Annotated in this window: 17 protein-coding genes; 14 read left to right on the top strand and 3 right to left on the bottom strand. The window is 63.9% G+C overall.

All coding sequences use genetic code 11. The features are described from left to right. Positions 1–425: 425 nt before the first annotated feature. Positions 426–1,250 (bottom strand): SDR family NAD(P)-dependent oxidoreductase, encoded by an 825-nt coding sequence (locus JHD07_RS10175; protein ID WP_291621573.1) that lies wholly within the window; start codon positions 1,248–1,250, stop codon positions 426–428. A gap of 541 nt (positions 1,251–1,791) precedes the next feature. Here JHD07_RS10175 and JHD07_RS10180 point away from each other — a divergent pair. Together JHD07_RS10180 and JHD07_RS10185 are read left to right on the top strand one after the other, a co-directional pair. Next, positions 1,792–2,991: an ABC transporter substrate-binding protein gene (locus JHD07_RS10180; RefSeq protein ID WP_291621576.1), complete on the top strand. Its 1,200-nt coding sequence runs from the start codon at positions 1,792–1,794 to the stop codon at positions 2,989–2,991. A 63-nt stretch (positions 2,992–3,054) separates the two neighbouring features. Further along, on the top strand, positions 3,055–4,860 hold the full coding sequence (locus tag JHD07_RS10185) for an AMP-binding protein (protein ID WP_291621578.1): 1,806 nt from the start codon (positions 3,055–3,057) through the stop codon (positions 4,858–4,860). Between the two features lie 29 nt (positions 4,861–4,889). Here JHD07_RS10185 and JHD07_RS10190 read toward each other — a convergent pair whose 3' ends face one another. After that, entirely contained in the window at positions 4,890–5,402 is a 513-nt protein-coding gene (locus JHD07_RS10190; RefSeq protein ID WP_291621580.1) for a helix-turn-helix domain-containing protein, read from the bottom strand. Between the two features lie 229 nt (positions 5,403–5,631). On the opposite strand from JHD07_RS10190, the gene JHD07_RS10195 reads away from it, so the two are divergent. From JHD07_RS10195 to JHD07_RS10255, 12 genes are all read left to right on the top strand, one after another. Then, positions 5,632–6,264: a 2-hydroxychromene-2-carboxylate isomerase gene (locus JHD07_RS10195; protein ID WP_291621582.1), complete on the top strand. Its 633-nt coding sequence runs from the start codon at positions 5,632–5,634 to the stop codon at positions 6,262–6,264. Between the two features lie 61 nt (positions 6,265–6,325). Next, positions 6,326–7,063, top strand: coding sequence for an SDR family oxidoreductase (locus tag JHD07_RS10200; protein ID WP_291621584.1), 738 nt, complete (start codon positions 6,326–6,328; stop codon positions 7,061–7,063). A 7-nt stretch (positions 7,064–7,070) separates the two neighbouring features. After that, positions 7,071–8,252 carry an acyl-CoA dehydrogenase family protein gene (locus JHD07_RS10205; RefSeq protein WP_291621605.1) on the top strand — a complete coding sequence of 394 codons (1,182 nt, stop codon included), beginning with the start codon at positions 7,071–7,073 and terminating at the stop codon, positions 8,250–8,252. Positions 8,253–8,275: 23 nt separating this feature from the next. Continuing rightward, a complete protein-coding gene (locus JHD07_RS10210; protein WP_291621586.1) occupies positions 8,276–9,406 on the top strand; it encodes an acyl-CoA dehydrogenase family protein in 1,131 nt (376 codons plus the stop codon). An 18-nt stretch (positions 9,407–9,424) separates the two neighbouring features. Next, the gene (locus tag JHD07_RS10215) at positions 9,425–10,609 is read left to right on the top strand and encodes an acetyl-CoA C-acyltransferase (protein ID WP_291621607.1); all 1,185 of its coding nucleotides are present in this window, start codon (positions 9,425–9,427) and stop codon (positions 10,607–10,609) included. Between the two features lie 23 nt (positions 10,610–10,632). Continuing rightward, entirely contained in the window at positions 10,633–11,637 is a 1,005-nt protein-coding gene (locus JHD07_RS10220) for a nitronate monooxygenase family protein (RefSeq protein WP_291621588.1), read from the top strand. A gap of 487 nt (positions 11,638–12,124) precedes the next feature. After that, positions 12,125–12,727: a TetR/AcrR family transcriptional regulator gene (locus JHD07_RS10230; RefSeq protein WP_291621590.1), complete on the top strand. Its 603-nt coding sequence runs from the start codon at positions 12,125–12,127 to the stop codon at positions 12,725–12,727. A 369-nt stretch (positions 12,728–13,096) separates the two neighbouring features. Continuing rightward, positions 13,097–14,677, top strand: a complete 1,581-nt coding sequence (locus JHD07_RS10235; RefSeq protein WP_291621592.1) for an ABC transporter substrate-binding protein — start codon at positions 13,097–13,099, stop codon at positions 14,675–14,677. A gap of 60 nt (positions 14,678–14,737) precedes the next feature. Next, the gene (locus tag JHD07_RS10240) at positions 14,738–16,162 is read left to right on the top strand and encodes an amidase family protein (RefSeq protein WP_291621594.1); all 1,425 of its coding nucleotides are present in this window, start codon (positions 14,738–14,740) and stop codon (positions 16,160–16,162) included. A gap of 57 nt (positions 16,163–16,219) precedes the next feature. Beyond that, positions 16,220–17,509, top strand: a complete 1,290-nt coding sequence (locus tag JHD07_RS10245; RefSeq protein WP_291621596.1) for an aminotransferase class III-fold pyridoxal phosphate-dependent enzyme — start codon at positions 16,220–16,222, stop codon at positions 17,507–17,509. Between the two features lie 232 nt (positions 17,510–17,741). Beyond that, positions 17,742–17,903 carry a DUF2934 domain-containing protein gene (locus JHD07_RS10250; protein WP_291621598.1) on the top strand — a complete coding sequence of 54 codons (162 nt, stop codon included), beginning with the start codon at positions 17,742–17,744 and terminating at the stop codon, positions 17,901–17,903. Further along, on the top strand, positions 17,900–18,085 hold the full coding sequence (locus tag JHD07_RS10255; RefSeq protein WP_291621600.1) for a hypothetical protein: 186 nt from the start codon (positions 17,900–17,902) through the stop codon (positions 18,083–18,085). Before JHD07_RS10250 ends, JHD07_RS10255 begins: the two co-directional genes overlap by 4 nt. 276 nt (positions 18,086–18,361) lie before the next feature. Here JHD07_RS10255 and JHD07_RS10260 read toward each other — a convergent pair whose 3' ends face one another. Then, positions 18,362–20,149 carry a peptide ABC transporter substrate-binding protein gene (locus JHD07_RS10260; RefSeq protein WP_291621602.1) on the bottom strand — a complete coding sequence of 596 codons (1,788 nt, stop codon included), beginning with the start codon at positions 20,147–20,149 and terminating at the stop codon, positions 18,362–18,364. Positions 20,150–20,243: the final 94 nt, after the last annotated feature.

Genomic DNA, 20,243 nt, shown 5'->3' on the forward strand with positions numbered 1-20,243 from the left:
ACCATCGCGCAGGGAAGGCCGAGTGATCGGCACCACCTGTATGCTGCTGTGCGGTTCTTCTGCGTGTGCCTATTGCGCAGCAGACCGCGGGTGCGTTGTCAGCACCCGGCCTTCCCTGCGCCCTCTTGGTTTAGAGGGACAAAGGATGAAGCAAAGCTCGGGCGAATTGCGCCGCGAGGATGTGGAGGCGTGTCTGCGCTGAGCTGCGTGCAACGAGCGCGATCTCGTAGGGTGGGCAAAGCGCAGCGTGCCCACGCTCCTGTGCCCGTATCGAGCAGTTGGTGGGCACGGCGCTACGCGCCTTTGCCTACCCTACGGCACCGCCGCTGGGATGTGTACTGGAGCATCGCAATGATGATGTGGAGGAAGCTTGCGGCACATTCCGCTCTTGCCCCGTCGCATCCGGTCCCTCTCCGCCGCAACGCTCACGCCGGCCACGCCTGTCCGCCGCCGTCGATGCGCAGCACCTGGCCCGAGACGAACGCGCCCATCGGGCCGGCAAAGAACTCGACCACGCGCGCGACCTCGTCGACGGTGGCGATGCGGTCGAGCGTGCCGGTCTCGACCATGCGGTCGGGATCGACGGCGCGGGTGCCGAGGAAGCGGCCGGTGCGGGTGTCGCCGGGCGCGATGCAGTTGACCGCGACGTCGAAGGGGCGAAGCTGGTCGGCGAGGCAGCGCGTATAGTGCGTCACGCCGGCCTTCGACACCGCATAGATCGCGCCGTTGGTGCGGCCCTTGAAGGCTGCGACCGAGCCGAGCGTGACGATGCGGCCGCGGCGCCGCTCCATCATGCCCTTCGCGACCGCCTGGCAGGTCAGGATGGTCGAGAGCAGATTGCGCTCCAGCACCGCGCGCACGTCGGGCTCGGTGATGTTCACCGCGTCGTTCGGATCGGGCTTGCCGCCGGCGGCCGCGATGTCGCCGCCGGCATTGTGCACGAGGATGTCGATCGGCCCGAGCGCGGCTTCGGTCTCGGCGATGACGCGTGCGATATCCTCGCTCCTGGTGAGGTCGCCGAGCACGCGCTGCGTGCGCACGCCGTAGTCCCGGCCGATCTCCGCGGCCACCGCGGTCAGCGTGGTGCCTTCGCCATATTCCGCCGGCCCGTTCTCGCGCATGCCGTGGATCGCAACGCCGGCGCCGAGCGCGGCGAGCTTCTCCGCAAAGGCGCGGCCGAGCCCTCGCCCTGCGCCTGTCACCAGCGCCACCTGGCCGGCCAACATCCTCGTTCCGTCATGCGATGCCATGATCTTCTCCGTTGCGAATGTCACGATCGCCGGCGCCTGCACCAGGCACGTCGGCGCCATCAGCTGCGCAACTGCGGTCGCGCAGGTCGAAGTCTACCAGAGGGATTCGAGGCTGGCGAACATGGCGCGCCCTTGCTTCGTGTCTCGCGATTCACGCGCAAACCAGCCGACTTGTTGCGGGAAGCCGAATTGCTTTTTCGAGCAGGGCTATTTACGCAGCGCGCGTCCGGTCCTTTCGCGCCTCCATCAGTATCATAATGGAATGAATAGACCGGCCCCTGTCAGGCCGTCGTTCAGTCCGGGAAAGCTGCTGAAAACGGCCTATAGTGCTCGCAAAAATGACGAATGTGCAGCCTGCGATCGCCGACGCAGGCCTGTCGCCGTTTCACGATGACCACGCCCTCCACTTGACGAGTTCAAAAAAAGAACTGTATGTTGCCGCGAGACGGCCGGGTTCAACGGCCGCGAGCTCGGTCGGGTGCGCAGCGGTTTCGAACCGCATCGACGCTCCGCGCGGGTGAGCAACAAGGGAGGACGGGTCATGCTGACGAAATGGAAGAGCCTTGCTGTTCTGGCGTTGCTGTTGAGCAGCCCGGCATTCGCCTCGGACGAGCCGGGTGTTACGGCGACGGAGATCAAGATCGGCGGGGTGTTTCCGTTCAGTGGACCTGCCTCATCGATCGGCGTCGTGGGCAAGGGCCTGGTCGCCTACATCCAGTCCGTGAACGATCGCGGCGGCATCAACGGACGCAAGATCAACTATATCGCCTACGACGATGCCTACAGCCCGCCCAAGGCGGTGGAGCAGGCCCGCAAGCTCGTCGAGAGCGACGAAATTGCCTTCATGTTCGGCCAACTCGGCACGCCCGGCATTTCGGCGACGGCAAAATATCTGAAGGCGAAGAACGTACCCAGCATCGCGATCGTCAGCGGATCGTCCAAGTTCACCGAAATCGCCAGCCACCCGCTGACCACGACGGGCCTCGTCAGCTACGACACCGAAGGAAAGATCTACGCCAAATATCTGACGCGGACGCTGCCGAACGCCAAATACGCGGTCCTCTATCAGAACGACGATCTCGGCAAAGACTATCTCAATGCCTTCAAAACGTTCCTCGGCAAGGATTTCGATCGCAAGGTCGTCGCCGCCTCCTATGAGGTGTCCGAGCCCACCATCGATTCACAGATCACCAATCTGAAGAGCTCCGGTGCCGAGGCCCTGGTGATCGCGGGCACGCCGAAATTCGCCGCGCAGGCGATCCGGCAGGCCTCCCTGATCGGCTGGAAGGCGACCGTCATCATCAACTTCCCCTCCAGCTCGGTCGGCGGCACGCTCACGCCCGCCGGTCTCGACAAGTCGGTCGGCGTGATCGTCGGGACCATCAACAAGGACCTGCTGGATCCCGCCTGGAAAGACGATCCCGGCATGCAGGCGTACCGCGCCTTCCTCGACAAATACCTGCCGGGCGTCGACGTCACCAACGGCAGTTATTTGACCGGCTATCAGCAGGGCATCCTGCTCGAGCAGATCCTCAAGCAATGCGGGAATGATCTCTCCCGCAAGAACATCGTCGCCCAGGCCAAGAACTTGCGGGATTTCGTCGTCCCGACGGCGCTGCCGGGAATCAAGGTCAACACCAGCGAAACCGAGAACATGATCTGGACCCAGATGCGCCTGCAGCGATGGAACGGCGCCACCTGGGAAGCCTTCGGAGACGTGCTGGACGCCAGGTCCGAATGAGCGTGCGGCGGGACTCGTAACGGGGCGCGGAGCCGGCTTCCGGCAAGCCAGGAGATCATGTTGATGACGACGGCACTGAAGTTTGCGCCGAGGGAGCTGCACATCGAGCGCCGCTCCGACGGCACGCTGGTCCTGAGCTCGCCCCTCGCGTGGACGCCCTGTGATTGGCGCATCACCGATTTTCTGCCGAGCTGGGCGGAGGCGGCTCCGGACCGGGTCTTCCTCGCGCAGCGCAATGCGAAAGGTGGATGGGACGAAATCACCTATCGCGAGGCGTGGTCGCAGGTCCAGGCGGTCGGCCAAAGCCTGATCGAGATGGGCGCCAGGCCGGGCGCCAAGCTGGCGATCCTGTCGGGAAACTCGATCGAGAACGCCGTGATGTCGTTTGCGGCGATGGCGGTCGGAATCATCCTGGCGCCGATCTCGCCGAACTACACGCTGATGCCCGGCGGGCTTGCGCGGCTCAAGGAGGTCGCGGAAGTGCTGCGGCCGAATGTCGTGTTCGTGCAAAGCGGGCGCGACTTCTCCGCCGGCCGCTCCATCCCCGAACTGGCCGAGGCGACATGGATCAGCGTCGACGGCGCGCCGGACACGGTACCCTTCCGCGTGCTGACTGACCGATCCGGTCACGAGGAATTTGACCGTGCCTGCCGCGCCGTTGCTTGCGACGATATCGCCAAGATTCTCTTCACGTCGGGCTCGACGGGCTCTCCGAAAGGCGTGCTCAACACCCACCGCATGATGGCGAGCTCGCTGCAGATGAGCAGCCTGCTGGTGTCGCCGCCGACGGCGCCGGTCCAGGTGGAGTGGTTACCCTGGCACCACACCATGGGCAGCAACGTCATCCTCCACGGCATCCTCAAGAACGGCGGGACGCTCTACATCGATGACGGCCGGCCGGTCCCGCAGCTGTTTCACAAGACGCTCGCCAACCTCAAGGAGATCTCGCCGACCGCCATGTTCAACGTCCCCGCCGGCTACAATCTGCTTTGCGACGCCATCGAGCAGGATTCCGAGCTCGGCGCCGGCGTGTTCAAGCGGATGGACCGCATGACCTACGCGGGCGCTGCCATCTCGCAAGGTACGCTGGAGAAGCTGTATCGGTTGACCTCCTCGATCACGGGACGGCGGATTCCGGTGATGGCGGGCTACGGCACGACGGAGACCGCGCCGACCATAAGCACGACGCATTGGGCGACGGACCGGCCCGGCGAGATCGGGCTTCCGGCGCCGGGGCTCCAGCTCAAATTGCTCCCGGTCTCCGATTCCTACGAGGCCAGGGTGAAGGGACCCAATGTCACGCCGGGTTATCTCGGCCGGCCTGACCTCACCGACAAGGCCTTCGATGAAGAAGGCTTCTACCGGATCGGCGATACCGTCTCGTTTCTGGACCCGGAGAAACCGGAGCGGGGGCTGCGCTTCACCGGCCGCATCTCGGAGAATTTCAAGCTCGCGAACGGCACTTGGGTCCCGGTCGGAAACATGCGCGCGGCCGTCCTCGCCGCAACCGGCGGGGTCCTGCTGGACATCGTCGTTGCCGGTGAAAATCGCGAGGCGTGCGCGCTGCTCTGCTGGCTGAACCCGACCGAGGCGGCCAGGCTCGCGGCAGCTCCAGGGGGCGACCTGACCTCCGATCCTCTCGTCATCCAGTTCCTGAAGGATCGCTTCCGGAGCTACAACGAGGGGGTCGGAAGCAGTGAAAAGATCTGCTCCTTCATGCTTCTGAAGGATCCGCCGTCAATGGCGGCAGGAGAGATCACCGACAAGGCCTATGTCAATCAGCGCGCCGTGTTGAAAGTCCGCGCGGAGCAGGTCGAACGTCTCTATGCACGCGAGACGGCAGGCGACGTGATCCGGATATGGGAGTGACGCCGGCGGCCGGCGGGAGCCAAGAATGCCTAGGCGGCGCGGGAGCGCGCCTTCGTCTTCGCGGTTGCCGGCGCCGGGTCCGCCGGGGTGCTGCGGGCGCCCGGCCCCGGATGCGTATGAACCTCCTTGGCCGAAAGCGGCTCGCCGCATTCGGAGCACACCATGACCGGATCGAAGTCCTTGCCGCATTTGCGGTGCTGGTGCAGCAACGGCCTGCCGCGCTCGTCGACCATGTGGGTATCGCCCCAATGCACGATCGCCATCATGATCGGATACAGATCGAGCCCCTTCTGGGTCAGGATGTATTCATGGCGCTTGGGCGATTCCTGGTAGGGAATGCGCCGCAGGATGCCCTGCCGCACCAGCTTCTTCAGCCGTTCGGCCAGCAAATGCCTGGTGATTCCGAGCGCCGACTGGAAGCCTTCGAAGCGGCGGGTACGCAGGAAGCATTCGCGCAGGATCAGGAGCGTCCAGCGGTCGCCGATCACGCCGATGGTCCGGGCCATCGAACACGGCTCTTCCTCGAGTTCTTTCCACTTCATTCAAACACTCCAGCAACCCGCATGCGGGCCTCGAATCGTCCCGGAGGCCAGTGTAGCCTTCTTTGCATTCTAGATTGGTACTGAACTCCAAACAATAGAGTCGGGGCCGTTACGTGCTCGGCGACCCGCCTGACAATTGACAGTTCTATTTTAGAACTATATGCTGATGAAAAATAGGCCGGCGCTGCTGCGACGCCGGCAGCTGCCCACGCTCCCGGAGGAAGGCGACATGACCCTGAAAGTTGAATTCCAGTTCGATTTCGGCAGCCCCAACGCCTATCTGGCGGAGCTGGCCATCCCGGGCATCGAGCAGCGCACCGGCGTCCGGTTCGACTACGTCCCTGTCTTGCTCGGCGGCATCTACAAGGCCACCGGCAACATGTCGCCATTCGATTCCCTGCGCGGGATCAAGAACAAGCCGGAGTACCAGGCGCTCGAGACCCAGCGGTTCATCCGCCGCCACAAGGTCACGAAATTCCGCCAGAACCCGTTCTTCCCGGTCAATACGCTGATGCTGATGCGCGGCGCCGTCGCGGCCCAATTCGAAGGCGTGTTCGAGGCCTATTTCCGGGCGGCTTACCACCATATGTGGGAAGAGCCGAAGAAGATGGACGATCCCGAAATCTTCAGGAGTGCCTTCATCTCCTCCGGCATCGATATCGATAAGCTGATCGCGCGTGCGCAGCAGGACGACGTCAAGAAGAGGCTCATCGATCTGACCAACGACGCCGTCAGCCGGGGAGCGTTCGGCTCGCCGACCTTCTTCGTTGGCAAGGAGATGTTCTTCGGCAAGGATCAGCTTCGCGACGTCGAGGAGTCCATCCTCGAGCAGACCAGGCAGCCGGTCGCCAGGACGGCATAGCGCCGCCGGCCGCCATCCGCAGAACAGCTTCGAAACGTTCAACCCAACCGGGAGACGACCCGTGCAGAAGAGAAACGCGACCGTGGCCGTGATTGGTGCCGGCGACTACATCGGCGGCGAGATTGCCAAGAAGTTCGCTTCGGAGGGCTTCACCGTCTTTGCCGGTCGCAGGAACGGCGCGAAGCTCGAGCCGCTGGTCAAGGAGATCGAGGCGGCCGGAGGCGAGATCCATGCACGCTCGCTCGACGCGCGGAAGGAGGAGGAGGTCATCTCCTTCCTCAATGATGCCGACAAGCATGCGCCGCTGGACGTCTGCATCTTCAACATCGGCGCCAACGTCAATTTTCCGATTCTCGATACGACCGAGCGCGTCTTCCGCAAGGTCTGGGAGATGGCCTGCTATTCCGGCTTCCTGGCCGGCCGCGAAGCGGCGCGGCTGATGCTGCCGCACGGCAAGGGCAACATTTTCTTCACCGGCGCGACGGCGAGCTTGCGCGGCGGCATCGGTTATGCCGCCTTTGCCAGCGCCAAGTTCGGCCTGCGGGCGGTGGCGCAGGCGATGGCGCGGGAGTTGGGTCCGAAGAACATTCACGTGGCGCATCTCATCATCGATTCCGGCGTCGACACCGAATGGGTGCGCCAGCGCCGGCTCGAAGCGCTCGGTCCGAACGCGCTCGACAATCCCGACCTCCTGATGCCGCCGTCTTCCGTCGCGGAATCCTACTGGCAGCTCTATCAGCAGCCACGCAGCGCCTGGACCTTCGAGCTGGAGATCCGCCCCTTCGGTGAGAAGTGGTAGCAGCGCGATGGAGCTCAAGCTTTCCCCTGAGGACGCTGCATTCCGCGACGAGGTTCGCACATTCATTGCGGAGAACTATCCGGATGAGATGCGCGTCCCCAACCCCGAGACCGATCTGACCAAGGAGCAGTCGCTGCTCTGGCACCGGATTCTCTACAAGAAGGGCTGGATCGCGCCCCTTTGGCCCAAGGAGTATGGCGGCCCCGGCTGGTCGATCACGCAGCGCTTCATCTTCGAACAGGAGACATCACGGGCCGGAACGCTGCCGCCGCTGGCGTTCAGCGTCACCATGGTCGGCCCCGTCATCTATACGTTCGGCAACGAGGCACAGAAGAAGCGCTTCTTGCCGCGCATCCTGTCGGGCGAGGATTGGTGGTGTCAGGGCTATTCGGAGCCCGGCTCCGGCTCGGACCTCGCGACCGTCAGGACCAAGGCGGTACGCGAGGGCGACCATTACATCGTCAACGGCCACAAGACCTGGACCACGCTGGCGCAGCACGCGGACTGGATCTTCTGCCTGGTCCGGACCGATCCGAACGCGAAGCCGCAATCGGGAATCTCCTTCCTGCTGATCGACATGAAATCGCCGGGCGTCACCGTGCGGCCGATCATCACGATCGACGGCAGCCACGAGGTCAACGACGTCTTCCTCGAAAACGTTCGCGTGCCGGTGGAGAATCTGGTCGGCGAGGAGAACAAGGGCTGGACCTACGCCAAATTCCTGCTCGGCAACGAGCGCACCAGCATGGCCGGCATCGGCCGCTCCACCCGCTACATCAGCAAGCTGAAGCAGATCGTGAAGGCCGAGATACCGGCCGACGATCCGGCGCATCTCGAGTTTTTGCGGGACATCGCCCGCGTCGAGCTTGATGTGCTGGCGCTGGAAGCCACGGAACTGCGCGTTGTCGCCCAAATGGCGCGCGGCATCGATCCGGGCCCGGCGGCCTCGCTGTTCAAGATCCGCGGCACCGAGATCTTCCAGGACATCACCGAGCTCACCCATCGCGCGATCGGCAATTACGGCCTTGCCATCCGCGAGCACCCGGCGGGCGCCAACCATTTCATGCCGGGGCCTGAGCACGCTCATACCGCGTCGGAGAAGTATCTGAACGCGCGCAAGCTCAGCATCTACGGCGGATCCAACGAGATCCAGCGCAACATCATCGCCAAGGCCGTGCTCGGCCTCTAGCCGCGGCGCATCGGGAGGATCGGATGGATATCCAGTTCACGGAAGAGCAGGAGTTGCTGCGCTCCAGCGTGCAGCGGCTGCTGCGGGATCAATACGATTTCGAGGCGCGGCGCAGGATCGTGGCGAGCGAGGAGGGCTTCAGCCGGACGCAATGGCAGGCCTTCGCGGAGCTCGGCCTGCTCGCGGCACCGTTTTCAGAAGAAGCGGGCGGTCTCGGCGGCGGTCCGTTGTCGACCATGATCATCATGCATGAGTTCGGCCGTCACCTCGTCGTCGAGCCCTTCGTCGAGACGGTTGTGCTGGCGGGCGGATTGATCGAGCATCTGGGTACGCCGGAGCAGAAGCAGGATCTCATTCCAGGCATCGTCGACGGCAGCCAGCTCTGGGCGTTGGCCTGGACGGAGAAGGCTTCCCGATTCGATCTCGCCAACGTCGCCACCCAGGCGCGGCGCGAGGGAAGCGACTATGTCCTGAGCGGCGAAAAGACCATGGTGGTGGCGGCGCCCTGGGCGGATCATCTGATCGTCTCGGCCCGGACCAGCGGGGGCCAGCGCGACCGCGGCGGTGTCGGCCTGTTCGTGGTCGACCGCCATGCCGCGGGCGTTGATCTCCAGAGCTTCAAGACCATCGACGGCCGGCGCGCCGCCGAGATCAGCCTGCGCGGGGTTCGCGCGCAGTTGCTGGGCAGGGAAGGAGAGGGCGTCGGTGCGCTGGAGGCCTGCCGCGACCGCGTCATCGGCGCGCTGTGCGCCGAAGCCGTCGGCGCCATCGGTGAGCTGAATTCGGCGACGCTGGACTATTCCAAGACCCGCAAGCAGTTCGGCACGACGATCGGCTCCTTCCAGGTTCTCCAGCACCGCATGGTCGACATGTTCATCGCGCATCAGGAGGCACTCTCGCTGATGCAGCATCTGACCCTCAGCCTGAACTCCGGCGATGCCGAGCTGTCGCGGCTTGCCTCCGGCGCGAAGTCGAAGATCGGTTATGCCGGCAAGTTCGTCGCCGACCAGGCGGTGCAGCTTCACGGCGGCATGGGCATGACCGACGAGCTCAACGTCGGGCACTATTTCAAGCGTATCTCCTCCATCAACATCCAGTTCGGCGATCCCGCCTTCCACGTGCTGCGCTACGCGCAGCTGGACGCGGCCGCATAAAGAGAAGAGGCCAGCATGATCACCGAAGCAGTCATCGTTTCCACCGCCAGGACCGCCGTCGGCAAGGCGTATCGCGGCGCGCTCAACAACACCGATGGCCCGACCATGGCCGGGCATGTGATGGCCGAAGCGGTGAAGCGGGCAGGCATCGCGCCCGGCGAGGTCGAGGACGTGGTGATGGGCTGCGCGATGCAGCAGGGCACCATGGTGATGAACGTGGCGCGCAAGGGCGCGATCCGGGCGGGCCTGCCCGTCACGGTCGCCGGCACCACCATCGACCGGCAATGCGCATCGGGCCTGCAGGCCATCGCCGTGGCCGCGCGCTCGGTCATGCTCGACGGGGTCGAGGTCGCGATCGGCGGCGGCATCGAGTCGATCAGCCTCGTACAGAACCAGCACATGAACAGGTTCCACGCTGTCGACGACGAGCTGATGGCGATGAAGCCTGAAATGTACATGTCGATGCTCGACACCGCCGAGGTCGTGGCCGAGCGCTACAATATCGGCCGCGACAAGCAGGACGAATACAGCCTCGAGTGCCAGCGCCGTGTCGGCGCTGCGCTGCAGGCGGGCCGGTTCAACGACGAGATCGTGCCGTTCACGACGAAGATGGCGCTCGTCAACAAGGACACCAAGGAGGTCACTTATGAGCAGGTGACGCTCACCAAGGACGAAGGCCCGAGACCGGAAACCACCGCGGAGGGCCTCGCCAGGATCAAGCCGGTGTTCGAGGGCAAGACCATCAGTGCGGGCAATGCCAGCCAGCTGTCGGACGGCGCTTCGGCCTGCGTGATCATGAGCGACAAGATCGCAGCCAGGAAGGGCCTCAAGCCGCTCGCCATTTTCCGCGGCTTCGTCGCCGCCGGCGTCGAGCCGGACGAGATGGGCGTCGGTCCGGTGGCCGCAATCCCTCGCCTGCTCAAGCGCCACAATTTGAAGATCGACGACATCGACCTCTGGGAGCTCAACGAAGCCTATGCGGTGCAGGTGATCTATTGCCGCGACAAGCTCGGCATCGATCCGGACAAGCTCAACGTCAACGGCGGCTCGATCGCGATCGGCCACCCCTACGGCATGACGGGTTCGCGGCTCACCGGCCACCTTCTGATCGAGGGCCGGCGGCGCAAGGCGAAGTACGGGGTCGTCACCATGTGCATCGGCGGCGGCATGGGCGCCGCCGGTCTATTCGAAATCATTCACTGAGCGGAAACGCGGGGAGGTCATTCGTGAAGACAGCGGTCACTGAACTGTTCGGCATCGAGCATCCGATCGTCCAAGGCGGCATGCACTATGTCGGTTTCGCCGAGATGGCGGCCGCGGTGTCGAACGCGGGCGGGCTCGGCCTGATCACGGGCCTGACGCAGCGCACACCGGAGCTGCTGGCCAAGGAGATCGCGCGCTGCCGCGACATGACGGACAAGCCGTTCGGCGTCAACCTGACGTTCCTGCCAACCTTCAGCGCGCCGCCCTATCCGGAATACATCGCCGCCATCAGGGAGGGCGGCGTCAGGATCGTCGAGACCGCCGGACGCAGCCCCGAGCAGTACATGCCCGCGCTGAAGGCGGGCGGCATCAAGGTGATCCACAAATGCACCTCGGTCCGGCATTCGCTGAAAGCCGAGCAGATCGGCTGCGATGCCGTCAGCGTCGACGGCTTCGAGTGCGGCGGTCATCCCGGCGAGGACGACATTCCGAACATGATCCTGCTGCCGCGAGCTGCCGATGAACTGAAGATCCCCTTCATTGCGTCCGGCGGCATGGCCGATGCGCGCAGCCTGGTTGCGGCGCTGGCGATGGGGGCTTCCGGAATGAACATGGGCACGCGCTTCATCGCCACCAAGGAGGCGCCGGTGCACGAGAACGTCAAAAAGGCGCTGGTCGCCGCATCCGAGCTCGACACCCGCCTCGTCATGCGCTCGCTCCGCAATACCGAGCGGGTGTTGAACAACAAGGGCGTCGAGCATCTGCTCGAGATCGAGCGCGAGAAGGGCAAGAGCCTCAAGATCGAGGACATCCATGATCAGGTCGCCGGCGTCTATCCCAAGGTGATGGTCGACGGCGAGATGGATGCGGGTGCCTGGAGCTGCGGGATGGTCGTCGGGCTCATTCACGACATTCCGACGGTCAAGGAACTGATCGACCGCATCATGGCGGATGCCGAGCGGCTGATCAGGCAACGGCTGACGGGATTTCTCGACGCCGACAGCGAGGCCGCGTTGAAGGTCGCATGAGGCCGCCGCGCCAGCTTTTCCGGGCGACGAGGTGATGCGCTGCTTGGCTCCGCGGCCCAGGCACAGCAATCCTGCAAGACGCCGGAGGACGCGGCCGCAGCGCTTGCGGCCGCGGTCAGTCCCCGCGACATCCTGAAAGTGCCCCGGCGGCGCGGCAGAGGACATCGTTTCAATTCGACACCGACGAAGGACGCATCGAGGTGTTCGCCGCCGCATCGGGCGCAACGAGCTCGATGCGATCCAGACCGCGCCCGCTTTCGTCGATGCGCCCGGCTTTTTGCGGCAAGCAAGCCCTGCTTGATCGCTGCAGCCTATGGGCTGTTGTTGATCCCCTGATTTGGATGATGCTAACTAAAGTTCCAGGCATCCTTGGTCCTGGGTCGGCGCTACTACGTTGAGGGTCCAGGGAGCATCGTCCGAATCTCCGTGCGTGATGACGAATAATTCCGGTACTGGCAAAGGAGTGGCTGATGGGCAACGGTCGCCCATGCGCAAGCGTGGCCGCGAACGGCTTCAACTCCTACTCGACGCCACGGCCGAATTGCTTGCCGAGAGGCTAGACGAGGATATCAGCCTGGCCCAGATCGCGGAGAAATCCGGCGTGCCTCTCGCCTCGGTCTATCACTTCTTTCCAAATCGGAATGCAGCCTTCGTCGCTCTGGCGCAGCGCTATCATGCAGACATCGCCGAGCGCGCGCGGACGCCCCTTCATCCTCCGCCTTCGAGCTGGCAGGAGTTCATCGCCAACAGCCAGAGAGCTGGCGCCGCGCATTTGAATCGCAATCCCGCCGCCTTGCGCCTGTTCATGGGGGCAGGCGTCAGCGTGGAGGTCAGGAATACCGATCTGAGCGGCAACGCCGACCTCGCAAGGCAACGAACGGCCTATCTGCGCGCGACCTTCGACATGCCCAACCTACCGGATCTCGAGAAGTGGGTGGCGGTGTCGATCGCGCTCGTCGATGGAATCTGGGCGCTGTCGTACAGCCTGCATCGCTCCATCACACCTGAGTATCTCTCGGAATCGATCAGATGCGCCACCGTCTATCTGCGGTGCTACTTGCCGGAAATCGTCGAGCGGCGCCGGCCGTGAGCGACGCGCCTTCCATCAGGACTGTCTGCGACCTCGCTCTCAGTGATGGTGCTTCGTCTCCGGCGGAGGGGAGGGCGACCTGAGCCGATCCCACCAGGCAATGCCCCGAGATGGCTCCAAATATTGATATTTTATTCGATTAATTATCAACCAGCTCGGCGCCCCCGTTATGGAGGCTGCCGTTGATCTGGGCGTCACTCTGATGATTTATTCAGCTGATTTCGCGGTGATTGGATTATCTGGATGAAATTGCTGCGATTCCGGCTTGGGCGATCCTGCTCAAAAACCCAACTTGTTAATCGAAATTATTATCACTATCGTTCGGGCGAGGTCGATCCCTGCGTGGATCCGTCGCTTAGAGAGGGTGCCATGAACCGACGAGACTTTCTGAAGGTCGCAAGTTCGGCCGCTGCCTCGATGGCCGCGCCCAATCTGGCCTCGGCGGCGGGCGAGAAGGTCGTGACCTTCGTTCCGCAATCCGATCTGACCTTGCTCGATCCCGTGCAGACGACCGGCCTCGTCACCCGCAACCACGCGCTGATGGTGTTCGATACGCTTTATGGCGTCGACGAGCATTTCGAGGCGCAGCCGCAGATGGTGGCCGGTCACCAGATCGACCGCGACGGGCTGCGCTGGACGTTGACGCTGCGCGACGGCCTGAAGTTCCACGATGGAGAGCCGGTTCTGGCGCGAGACGCCGTAGCCAGCATCAAGCGCTGGTGGAGCCGCGACGTTTTCGGCGGAGACCTGCGCGAGGCGACGGCCGAGCTCACCGCGGTTTCCGACGACAAGATCGTGTTCGAGCTGAAGAAGCCGTTTCCCCTGCTGCCCTATGCGCTCGGCAAGCCGTCGAGCGTGTGCCCCGTCATGCCCGAACGCCTGGCGCTCACGCCGGGCACCGAACAGGTCAAGCAGATGATCGGCAGCGGGCCCTTCCAGTTCGTGGCCGACGAACGCGTCGTCGGATCTCAGGTCGTGTACAGGCGCTTCGGCGGATATGTGCCGCGATTTTCTGGCGCTGCCAGCTTCATGGCCGGACCCAAGGTCGTGCATGTGGACCGCGTGATCTGGCGCGTTCTGCCGGATGCGGCCACGGCCGCGGCAGCCCTCCAGGTCGGTGAAGTCGACTGGTGGGAGCAGCCGACGCCAGATTTGCTGCCGCTGCTTGCCAAGCGGCGCCACCTCAAGGTCGAGGTCAAGGATACCGGGGGTTATCTCGGGATGATCAGGCTGAATCATCTCGTGCCTCCGTTCGACAATCCCGCGATCCGGCGCGCCATTCTGTCCGCCATAAGCCAGTCCGAGTTCATGACCGCGGTGATGGGCACCAATACGGATTATTGGAAGGACAATGTCGGCTTCTTCCTGCCCGGCTCGCCTTACGCCAACGATGCCGGCATGGACGCTTTTGCTGGAGCGCCGAACTACGCCAAGGCAAAGCGTGACCTCGAGGCAGCCGGCTACAAGGGCGAGCGTATTGTCTTCGTCGTTCCGACCGACCTGCATGCGCTCAATTCCATGAGCCTCGTCGCTGCCGACATGTTCCGAAAGATCGGGCTCGAGGTCGACTATCAGGTCTCCGATTGGGGCACCGTCCTGCAGCGCATCGCTTCGCAGCGCCCCCTCGATCAGGGTGGCTGGAGCGCATGGTGCAACTACGTGCCCGGCGCGTCGGCGATCAATCCTGCGGCACACTCCTATCTGAGGGGGATCGGGCGGGCCGGCACGTTCGGCTGGCCGCGCAGCGAGAAGATCGAGGCGCTGCGCCTGGCGTTCCTGTCGGCCCATGGCGAGGACAGAATGCGCCTCGTACGCGACATCCAGACGCAGGCGATGCAGGACACCCCTTACCTGCCGCTGGGGTACTTCGCGCAGCCGGCGGCATATTCGCAAAAGCTCAGTGACATTCCCTCGGGCTTCTCGCAGTTCTATGGTGTGAAGAAGGCTTGATTTTCGAAGCTGCTGAAGCGTTGCGACGGCGGCCGACGCAGACATAGGACGGCTGACGACATGAACGACTTGCATGCCGAGATGGGCTACGCGACAGCCCTGGAATTGAAGGATCGTTACGATCGCCGCGAACTCTCCCCGGTAGAGACCGTCTCGGCTATCCTGCAACGGATCGAGGCGCTCGATCCGGCCATCAACGCGTTCTCCGTCGTCATGCGCGACGACGCCTTGGCCGCAGCCAAGGACTCGGAGCGGCGCCTGCGCGACGGCGAGGCACGTCCTCTCGAAGGGGTGCCGGTCACGATCAAGGATGCCTTCGATGTGGCCGGCTACGAGACCGCGACCTGTTCGCACGCACTGAAGGGCGCGGTTGCGGCCGGCGATAATGTCGTCGTCGCGCGGCTGCGCGAGGCAGGGGCGGTCATCCTGGGCAAGACCACAATGTCGGAGCTCGCCTGGTCCGGCATCAGCCGCAATCCGGTGACGGGCGTGACGCACAATCCATGGAAACGCGGATTCAACGCCGGCGCCTCATCGGCCGGCGCGGGCGCTGCGGCCGCAGCCGGCTTTGGACCGCTGCATCTCGGCTCGGACGGCGCCGGCTCGATTCGAATGCCGTCCCATTTCTGCGGCGTCTTCGGGTTGAAGCCGACCTATGGACGGGTGCCCTACGCGCCCGTCTCCAACAACGACTACGCCACCTATATCGGACCGATGACGAGAACGGTGTCCGACGCCGCGCTGATGCTGGAGGTCATGGCCGGTCCGCATCCGCTCGACCACACGTCCTGCGAAGCTGGGCCCGATGCCTACCGCGCCAAGCTCAGGGCCTCGATGAAGGGCAAGCGCATCGCCTTCAGTCCGGATCTCGGTCACGCCCGCGTTGACGACGAGATCGCGGAGATTGTCGAATCTGCGCTCAAGGTTTTTGCCGGGGAGCTTCAGGCAGAGGTGGAGAACGTGACCCCATCGTGGGGGCCGCTCGGCCCGGAACTGGGGCGTTTCTTCTGGAAGGTTCTCTGGGGAAGGCGGGCCGGGCTGCTGCCGGAGTGGGAGAGCCGGATGGGCAGCGATCTCGTCGCCTGCATTCGCGCGGGAGCCGACTACTCAGCAACCGACTTTATCAACATGCGTGAGCGCAAATTCGCCTACGTCGCGCAGATATCGACCTTCCTGGAGGACCGGGACTATCTCGTTACGCCTGTGGCCTCCGTTGCGGCGTTCCCGGTGGAACGCGTCAGGCCGGAGCATTGGCCCGAGCACGATTGGGATTGGCTCGAATGGTCCGAATTCCTTTACCCCTTCAACATGTCGAGCCACCCTGCGGCGAGTGTGCCCTGCGGGATGACCCGCGCAGGTCTGCCGGTGGGTCTGCAGATCGTCGGCCGGCGCTTCGACGATCTCGGCGTCCTGCAGGCCGCAGCCGCCTTCGAGGCGGCGAGGCCGTGGAGACAGCTACGTCCCGCGATCGCGAATGCGAGCTAGAGACCACGACGTCGGTCACGACGAGGCGCGGGCCCCTCCAATCTCACGGGGACATTCATGAAGAGAAACTCCAAGGATACCGAACTGCGCGAACGTGCCCGGCAGGTCATCCCCAAGGGGATGTATGGACATGAGTCCGTTGCCTTGCTGCCGGAAGAGTTCCCCCAGTTCTTCTCGCGGGCGCAAGGAGCCTATCTCTGGGATTGCGATGGCAATCGCTATGTCGACTACATGTGTGCCTTCGGTCCCAATCTGCTGGGCTATCGGCACGGCGTCATCGAAGAAGCCGCGCAGGCCCAGGCCGCGATGGGGGACACGATGACCGGGCCGTCCGAGGCCATGGTCGTGCTGGCCGAGGATCTCGTGGCCATGATCGGCCACGCCGCCTGGGCCATGTTCTGCAAGAACGGCAGCGACGCGACGTCGATGGCGATGGTCACGGCAAGGGCATATCGGGGTCGCAACAAGATCCTGGTGGCCAGGGGCACCTATCATGGCGCGGCGCCCTGGAACACGCCCAACATGAAGGGCATTACCCCGGAAGACAGAGCCCACATCGTCTATTTCGACTACAATGATCTCGACAGCGCGGCGGACGCGTTCCGCAAGGCGGACGGCGATGTCGCCGGCGTGTTCGCGACGCCGTTTCGCCACGAGACATTCGCCGACCAGTACACGCCGTCGACCGAATATGCGGTCGGGCTGAGAAAGCTTTGTGATGATGCCGACGCGTTGCTGATCCTGGACGAGGTGCGTACCGGCTTCCGCCTCTCGCGCGATTGCAGCTGGTCCGTCCATGGCGTGCAGCCGGATCTCAGCGCATGGGGAAAGGTGCTCGCCAACGGTTATCCGATCTCGGCACTTGTCGGCTCGGAGAAGGTGCGCGGCGCCGCATCCAGCATTTTCGTGACCGGCTCTTTCTGGTTCTCTGCCGTGCCGATGGCGGCAGCCATCGCAACCCTTCGCGAGATCAGAACGACCGATTATCTCGAACGGATCATCGCCAACTCCACCCGGTTGCGGGCGGGCATCGCAGCCCAGTCCTCCGCGCACGGCATTCCGGTTCGGCAGACCGGTCCTTCGCAGATGCCGCAGATCCTGTTCGAGGACGATCCCGACATGCGGAAGGGTTACTTCTGGACCGGCTTTGCGGTGCGATCGGGCGCCTATCTTCACCCCTATCACAACATGTTCTTCAACGCCGCCATGACGGCGGGGGACATCGACAATACGCTCGACATCACCGATCGCGCCTTTGCCGAACTGAAGCGGCGGTTGCCCACCTTACCGGCCCAGTCGAACGACTTGCTGCTGCAACGTCTTATGCCGTCACGGAAGGGGAACTGACGCCGGCCTGGGTCCGGGTCGTCGCATGAGGTCGCGACCGCTTCACTTCTGACGGTCGGCTCTGACAAGGGCGTGACCTCTTGCAGGTCCTCAGAGGCGCGAAGGAACTCTTGCCCATGGTCGACGCTTGAATCCGCGGGTCAGCGTCGCCGCCGATGCTGGCCTGCACGGCCCCGCCTCCAAGCCCCCCATACCCCCCAGGGTGGGGCCGTGCTTCCAACAGGAGGTGCAATTGTCCGAGCCGACCGAACAAGACATCAGAGAACGCGCGCATCGCCTGTGGGAGCAGGCCGGCAAGCCGGAAGGGCGCGAGGAGGAATTCTGGCACGCCGCCGAGCAGGAGCTGCGCAACGAGGATGGGTCGAACACGCTGCGGACCCCGGATACGCTGTGACCGAAAGGACCTGCCCGTTCTGCCAGGGTCTCGGATGGGTCTGCGAAAACCATCCGCTCCGGGTCTGGAGCGACAAGCTCGGCGGCTGCCGCTGCGGCGAGGGCATGCCCTGCGCCTGCAACGCGGCGGAAGACCCTGAAGTCAGGGTGGTGATCGTGGAAGCGGACACGACCTGGCACTAAGCGTGGCCTGCAAAAGGAAAAGCCGCCGGGTTCTTCACCGTGGCGGCTTCTCAAAGTCCATAGCTGTTGATCGTCTTCCCAGCCTCGTGCGTACCGCCGTTACCTTGTTTGCGGCCATGCCCCATCTTTGTAGGGCATGCTACTCGATTCTGCTGTGATCTGGCGCACACAGTGGAGGAATTACTGGCCGCAACTGAACTTGTGCGACCTACGATCACGTCGTCCTTCGGCGCATTGTAGGGTGCCTGGGAGCTGCGAGTCCTAGCCGAGCTCCCCTCAGGTTCGATACCACGCCGCCACATTCCACGTGATGGTGTCCCAGCCCGAAATGTCGATCATCAAATTGTTGACGCTGGCGTTGACGATGTGGCGCGAGAGCAGCGGCAGGAACACGTTGGCCCCGCAGAAGATCTCGTCCACCTTCATCAGCAGCGCGGCGCGCTTGGCCGGATCGAGCTCGTTCTGGGCGGCCTTGTAGGCCTTGTCGGCTTCTGGATCTGAATAGCGCGAGTTGTTGCGGCCCAGCCATTTGTTGTCCTTGGTGGCGATCTCCCAGGACACGCACTGGTTCAGCAGGCGCTCCGGATCGGGCTGCGGCTGCGTCGTATTGTACATCTCCATGTCGGCATAGAATTTCGAATAGGTGTCGGGATTGCCGACGTCGGAGGAGAAGAACACCGAGGCGGTGACCGCCTTGATCTCGATCTCGATGCCGGCCTTCTGGCAGGCCTGCTTGATGATGGCCTGGGTCTTCTGCCGCGGGGCGTTGGTCGAGGTCTGGAACACGTATTTGAGCCTCTTGCCGTCCTTCTCGCGGACGCCGTCCGCGCCCTTGGTCCAGCCGGCCTCGTCGAGGATCTTGTTGGCCTGGTCGATGTCGAACTCGTATTTGAGCTTGGGCGACTTGAACTGCTTGGGCGCGTTGACGAAGCTCCCGGTCGCAACCGCGCCGCGGCCGTAGATGAACTTCTGGATCGAATCGCGGTCGATCAACAGGTTGATCGCGCGGCGAACGGCGGGGTCGGACAGCGTAGGGTGCTTGGACTTGACGCTGGAGCGCTCGCCGTCGACCTCGGTCCAGGGGTCCGTCGTGTTGAGGATGATGAACTCGACATTGCCCGACGGCGTGATGTCGAGCTTGCCCTTGCCGCCCGCCTCCATGCGCTTGAGGACCTCCTCCTCCACCTGCATGTTCCAGGCAAAGTCGTATTCGCCGGTCTGCAGCACCGCGCGCGCCGCGGACACCGCGTCGCCGCCGCCCTTGACCTCGACCGTGTCGAAATGCGGCTGGTTCTTGATGTGATAGTCGGGATTGCGCTCGGCGCGTATCATGTCGCCCGGCTTGAACTCGACGAACTTGTACGGGCCGGTGCCGACCGGCTTCAGATTGCCGGGCGCCTCGCGCGACTTCGCGCCGACATAGTCGCCGAAATGATGCTTCGGCAGGATCATCCCGACCGAGCCGACGAACGGATCGGCCCAGAACGGCGTCGGCGCCTTGAAGTTGACCTTGACCGTATGGTCGTCGATCTTCTCGACCTTGATGTCCTTGTAGGAGCCGGTCGTATAGGCCGCGGTCGCGAGATCGGCGGCGTATTGCCAGGTGAAGACGACGTCGTCGGCCGTGAACGGCTTGCCGTCATGCCATGTCACGCCCCGCTTCAGCTTCCAGATCACGCTCAGGCCGTCGGCGGCAAGGCCGCCGTTGGCCTTGGTCGGAGCCTCGGCGGCGAGGCAGGGGATCAGGTTGCCCTCCTTGTCCCAGCCGGCGAGCGGCTCGAAGAAGATGCGCGCGGCGATCTGGTCCTTGGTGCCGAGCGCGAAATGCGGATTGAGCAAAGTGGGGGCCTGCCAGAGCAGGATCTTGAGCGTGCCGCCGCCGCCGGCCTTGGTCGGCTTGTAGGAGAGCGTAGCGTTTGCCATCGCCACGTCGTGCCAGGCCAGGATCTGGCTCGCGATCGGCGCCGCGATCCCGACCGCCGCCATCGTCCTGATGAACGAGCGCCGCGACAGCGTGCCTTGCTTCACCTCTGCGACCAGATTGCGGATCTCGTTCTCGTTCATCGGATGCCCTCCACCTTCATGAAGAAACGTCGTCACCGGCTCAACGCTCGCCAGTTCAGCACGTCAGGCTCGGGGGTGTCAAAGAGGGCGGGCG

It is taken from the genome of Bradyrhizobium sp. (assembly GCF_016462955.1).
GTDB lineage: Bacteria > Pseudomonadota > Alphaproteobacteria > Rhizobiales > Xanthobacteraceae > Bradyrhizobium.